The sequence below is a fragment of the Ectothiorhodospira sp. 9100 genome (assembly GCF_022227565.1).
In the GTDB taxonomy this organism is placed as follows: Bacteria; Pseudomonadota; Gammaproteobacteria; order Ectothiorhodospirales; family Ectothiorhodospiraceae; genus Ectothiorhodospira; species Ectothiorhodospira marina.
Window position 1 is genome coordinate 1 of sequence record NZ_JAJNAN010000143.1, and the last position, 506, is coordinate 506.

Consider the following 506-nt stretch of genomic DNA (forward strand, 5'->3'; position numbering starts at 1 on the left):
GCCTCCAGAACCAATCGGGCGATGAGAGCATCGAGCGGCTTGCCAGCCAGCGTTTGACAGGCCGGTCCAGCATAATCCGTCGCCTCTCGACAGCAACTGTAGCGCAAGCGCGTTCCGCCATTGGAGTATTGGGGAGCCATACTCAAACCGCAATGTCCGCAGATCAGGCGCCCCGACAGCAGCGATACTCCGTGGCGCACCCACCCTCCGGCCTGGGCGGTGTTAGCGGCCATCTGCGCGATATTGGCCTCATACTGGGACCAACTGATGTAGGCAGGCAGGTGGTCCTTGATCAGGACCATCCAATCGTCCATGGCCGCCACGGTCCGCCCGGTGCCGGGCCGACCGGGTTGGCATCGGCGCGGGTCCGTGGGGCGCCGCCCATACGCGTAGGCGCCCGCATAGACGGGGTTATGCAGTAAATTACTCAAGGTGACCCGGCTGGGACGGCGCCACTGCAGTTGTCCGGTCTGCGGTCCAGTGCGGATGCGATAGGGGAGCGCCAA

The 506-nt window shown here is 64.4% G+C and carries 1 protein-coding gene; it reads right to left on the reverse strand.

The window, feature by feature from the left end; translation table 11 throughout:
* Positions 1-506 (reverse strand): recombinase zinc beta ribbon domain-containing protein (locus LPW29_RS15360; protein ID WP_238628735.1); only part of this gene is annotated, 506 nt, incomplete at both ends.